General features: G+C 62.3%; 7 protein-coding genes. 6 read left to right on the top strand and 1 reads right to left on the bottom strand.

Annotated elements, in window-relative coordinates; all coding sequences use genetic code 11:
• The 5 genes from AUC71_RS05930 to rplQ all read left to right on the top strand — a co-directional run.
• The coding region (locus AUC71_RS05930; protein WP_193427020.1) for a nucleoside monophosphate kinase at positions 1–257 on the top strand (257 nt) is incomplete at its 5' end.
• A 192-nt stretch (positions 258–449) separates the two neighbouring features.
• A complete protein-coding gene (rpsM, locus tag AUC71_RS05925) occupies positions 450–818 on the top strand; it encodes a 30S ribosomal protein S13 (protein WP_069623528.1) in 369 nt (122 codons plus the stop codon).
• 74 nt (positions 819–892) lie between these two features.
• On the top strand, positions 893–1,282 hold the full coding sequence (gene rpsK, locus AUC71_RS05920) for a 30S ribosomal protein S11 (RefSeq protein WP_069623527.1): 390 nt from the start codon (positions 893–895) through the stop codon (positions 1,280–1,282).
• 92 nt (positions 1,283–1,374) lie between these two features.
• Positions 1,375–2,391 (top strand): DNA-directed RNA polymerase subunit alpha, encoded by a 1,017-nt coding sequence (locus AUC71_RS05915; protein WP_069623529.1) that lies wholly within the window; start codon positions 1,375–1,377, stop codon positions 2,389–2,391.
• Between the two features lie 51 nt (positions 2,392–2,442).
• Positions 2,443–2,871, top strand: a complete 429-nt coding sequence (gene rplQ / locus AUC71_RS05910) for a 50S ribosomal protein L17 (RefSeq protein WP_069623526.1) — start codon at positions 2,443–2,445, stop codon at positions 2,869–2,871.
• A 209-nt stretch (positions 2,872–3,080) separates the two neighbouring features.
• Here the strand turns inward: rplQ and AUC71_RS05905 are convergent, their stop codons facing one another.
• Positions 3,081–3,524: an SRPBCC family protein gene (locus AUC71_RS05905; protein WP_069623525.1), complete on the bottom strand. Its 444-nt coding sequence runs from the start codon at positions 3,522–3,524 to the stop codon at positions 3,081–3,083.
• Positions 3,525–3,727: 203 nt separating this feature from the next.
• Between AUC71_RS05905 and AUC71_RS05900 the strand changes: the two genes are divergently transcribed.
• Positions 3,728–4,442: trypsin-like peptidase domain-containing protein (locus tag AUC71_RS05900; RefSeq protein WP_141701482.1), on the top strand; the 715-nt coding region annotated here is incomplete at its 3' end.

Below are 4,442 nucleotides of genomic sequence, written 5' to 3'. Positions count from 1 at the left end.
GCCTGCGGGGAGGCTATCACGAGCTCTTCAAGACGCCGAAGGTGGAGGGCGTGTGCGACGTGTGCGGCGGCACCAAGTTCAGCCGGCGCGCCGACGACACCGAGGAGGTCGTACGGAAGCGCCTCAAGGCTTATCACGCTCAAACCGAGCCCCTGATCGGCTATTACAAGGCGCAGGATAAGGTCAGTGCCGTCGACGGCATGGCTGATATTGAGACGGTGCAGAAGGAGATCGACCAGGCGCTGGATGGAGCGTGAACGTGATTCAGGGCCCGCTGGTTCTTCCACCAGTTGACCTTGTCAAGCGGAATCGCTAAATAACGGCGTCACATTGCTTGATGGACTGACCGTCCCGGGGGTAGTGCCTGTCCGCGGTCGGTCTCGTTGTGTTCCGATAGGAAATCTGGCTTTAATTTCAGCACGTTAGCGCGTGCGCGAGGAGGCGACGACGTGGCCCGAATTGCAGGCGTGAATATTCCGACCAATAAGCGGGTCGAGGTTGCGCTGACCTATATCCATGGCATTGGCGATACCTATGCCAAGGATATCTGCGGCAAAGTTTCCATCCCGTCCGAGCGGCGGGTGAACCAATTGACCGAATCCGAAGTCATTCAGATTCGTGAGGTCATCGACCGCGACTATGTGGTCGAGGGCGACCTCAGGCGCGAAGTATCCATGAATATCAAGCGCTTAATGGACCTTGGTTGTTATCGCGGTTTAAGGCACCGCCGTGGCCTTCCGGTCCACGGTCAGCGGACGCACACCAATGCGCGCACGCGTAAGGGCCCGGCCAAACCCATTGCCGGTAAGAAGAAGTAGAGACGCTCAACGCGCGGCCGAGCTCCGTCTTCGGGGTCTGGCCGGCGCCAATTCGTGAATTGCGGGAATAGAGCATGGCCAAGGAAAAGACGCGGGTCCGTCGCCGCGAAAAGAAGAACATCACTTCGGGCGTCGCCCACGTTCAGGCGAGCTTCAACAACACGATGATCACCATCACCGACGCGCAAGGAAACGCGATTTCCTGGTCCTCGGCCGGTGCCATGGGGTTCAAGGGGTCGCGTAAATCGACGCCCTACGCGGCGCAGGTCGCCGCCGAGGACGCCGGCAAGAAGGCGGCCGAGCATGGCATGAAGAATTTGGAGATCGAGGTGCGGGGCCCCGGATCGGGCCGCGAGTCGGCGCTTCGCGCGCTCCAGTCCTCGGGCTTCAACATCATCTCGATCCGCGATGTGACGCCGATCCCGCACAATGGCTGCCGGCCGCGCAAGCGCCGTCGCGTCTAACCCGAAAGGCAGGCTACCCCCAGATGCTGGACGAAGACATTCGCAAGCCGGAGCAGTCAGCTCCGCTCAACGATCAAGAAAGGGCGACCCCGGTGCTGCAAAAGAACTGGCAAGATCTCATCAAGCCCACCAAGCTCAACGTTGCGCCCGGCCGTGATCCGGCGCGGTTCGCCACGGTCGTGGCCGAGCCGCTGGAACGCGGTTTCGGCCTGACGCTCGGCAACGCCTTGCGCCGTGTGCTGCTGTCCTCGCTCCAGGGCGCGGCCATCACCTCGGTGCATATCGACGGCGTGCTGCACGAGTTCTCGTCGATTCCAGGCGTGCGCGAGGACGTGACCAACATCGTCCTCAACATCAAGGAAATCGCCATCAGCCAGCACTCCGAGGGCATCAAGCGCATGGTGCTCCAGAAGGAGGGCCCGGGCGTGGCCACCGCCGGCGACATCCAGGGCGGCTCCGAGGTGGAGATCCTCAATCCGGAGCATGTGATCTGCACGCTCGATGAGGGCGCCGCGATCCACATGGAGTTCACCTCGGCTTCCGGCAAGGGCTATGTGCCGGCCGAGCGCAATCGTCCCGACGATGCGCCGATCGGTTTTATCCCGGTCGACTCCTTGTTCAGTCCGGTGCGCAAGGTCTCCTACAAGGTGGAGAACACTCGCGAAGGGCAGATCCTCGACTTCGACAAGCTGTCGATGGAGATCGAGACCGACGGCTCCGTGCGTCCCGAGGATACGATCGCGCTCGCCGCGCGCATCGTTCAGGACCAGCTGTCGGTGTTCGTGAACTTCGAGGAGCCGAAGAAGGAGCAGACCTACGAGCGGCAGCCCGAGCTCGTGTTCAACGCCGCGCTGCTCAAGAAGGTCGACGAGCTCGAGCTCTCGGTCCGTTCGGCCAACTGCCTGAAGAACGACAACATCGTCTATATCGGCGACCTGATCCAGAAGACGGAAGCCGAGATGCTGCGCACGCCGAACTTCGGCCGCAAGTCGCTCAACGAGATCAAGGAAGTGCTTGCCTCCATGGGCCTGCATCTCGGCATGGAAGTGCCGGATTGGCCGCCGGAAAACATCGAAGAGCTGGCCAAGCGCTTTGAGGACCACTACTAGAATTCAGGCCGCGCAGTCTGCGGCCTTACGAGCTCCGAGAAGGGGAGAATAATGCGTCACCGCAAAGCAGGCCGGAAGCTCAACCGGACGCCTACGCATCGCAGCGCGCTGCTGTCGAGCCTGGCAAACGCGCTCATCAAGCATGAGCAGATCGCGACGACGCTTCCCAAGGCGAAGGAGTTGCGCCGGGTCGCCGACCGCCTGATCACGCTCGCCAAGCGCGGCGACCTTCATGCGCGCCGTCAGGCCTATGCCCGCATGCGCGACGACGTCATGGTGGCGAAGCTGTTCGAGACGCTGGGCCCGCGCTATGCCGACCGCTCGGGCGGCTACACACGGGTGCTGAAGGCGGGTTTCCGTTACGGCGATTCCGCGCCGATGGCGGTCATCGAGCTGGTGGACCGCGACGAGGACGCCAAGGGTCTCGACTCCGGTCCGACCCAGGAGCGCGAGGACGCGGGCGAGCAGGCCGCCGCGTAGCGGTTCACCGCAAGCGTCAGTTTCATCGAGCAAATTAAAAGGCGCGCCGCTGGCCAGCGACGCGCCTTTTTCAATTCCGGGCTGAACTTCGGAGCCTAGTTCAGGTCCTCATCCTCGGAGCGGTCGCGGCCCTTGGAGACGGGGTTGCGGCGGCCGCTTCGCGCTTGTCGTAGGCGGCGATGGCCTTCTTCTTGATGCCGGTCACGCCGTCATTGAAGATGCCGGAGATGGTCTTCGTGCTCGGCGTCTTCCACGCCGTCGGCATCGAATTCAGCCTCCCATTCGATCTCGACGCGGTCGGGCTCGTCGTCCTCGCCCACTTCGAGCGTCGCCTTGTAATTCTTCACCGGGAGAGGTCCCTCGATAATCTCGTAGCTGTAGCTCGTGTCGTCGCTGTCGGTCAGCTTCTCCTTGATCTTGCCGCCGTCACCGAGCGTAAGGATGCGGAAGGTATCGCCGCCTTCCTCGATCTGCTCGCATTCGGCCACGGCCGGGTGCCAGTCCTTGATGGCGCAGAAATCGCCAACCACGGCCCAGACTTCGGCGGGCTTACCGGGCGCTTCTCTCCGCTTCTTGACCTCGATCGCTTCCGCCGCGGCGGTCCAGGCGAAGGTGGCGGCCAGAGCAACCAGGGTCAGCTTGAAAACACGCATGCGTTTCTCTCCATTTTTTTGTGCTGCAGGCGGCAAGTTACCGCCGACGGTGGGGCATCTTAGTTCAAACCTCTTGAGCGGCAACCGCGTTCCCTTGGATTTTCGCCGCAAGAAGGCCAGTTTTCTTTGGGAGACGGTCTCCCGGTGCTGGTATATCGAAGCTGTACTTTTGGCCTCCTTGGCGATGCCTAACAGGGCGAGCGATGACGTTTTTGGAAAATCTCAGCAGTAAGAATGGCAATTTCTGGCTGCTCTGCGCGGCCCTGCTTCTGGGTCTGGCGGGGACCGCCCAGGCCCAGGACGCGGTGCCCAAGAGCGTGGCGCCAAAGAGCGTGGTGCCCAAGAGCCAGGCGGCCATCAAGCAGTCCTTCGCCCCGGTGGTGAAGCAGGCGGCGCCCGCCGTGGTGAACGTTTATGTGCGCCACCGGGTCCAGCAACAGGTGTCGCCGTTCTTCAGCGATCCGTTTTTTCGCCGCTTCTTCGGCGAGCAGTTCGGCGTGCCGCGCGAGCGTATCCAGAACTCGCTGGGTTCGGGCGTCATCGTCGGCAGCGAGGGGGTAGTGGTCACCAATTATCATGTGATCCGCGGCAGCGGAGAGTCCGAGATCACCGTCGCGCTGAATGACGGACGCGAGTTTCCCGCCGAGTTGATCCTGAAAGACGAAAAGACGGATCTGGCGGTGCTGCGTCTCGAGGGTCGAGACACCACCTTCCCCTCCATTGCGTTCGCCAATTCCGACGGCCTCGAAGTAGGCGATCTGGTCCTCGCTATCGGCGATCCGTTCGGCGTCGGCCAGACCGTGACCAGCGGCATCGTCTCGGCGCTCGCCCGCACCAAGGTCGGCATCTCCGACTATCAGTTTTTCATCCAGACGGACGCGGCCATCAATCCGGGCAATTCGGGCGGCGCGCTGGTCG

Origin of the sequence: Methyloceanibacter marginalis (assembly GCF_001723295.1) — a bacterium.
Taxonomy (GTDB): domain Bacteria; phylum Pseudomonadota; class Alphaproteobacteria; order Rhizobiales; family Methyloligellaceae; genus Methyloceanibacter; species Methyloceanibacter marginalis.
The sequence above is the reverse complement of the archived record's forward strand: the minus strand, read 5'-3'. Positions and strand labels throughout refer to the sequence as shown.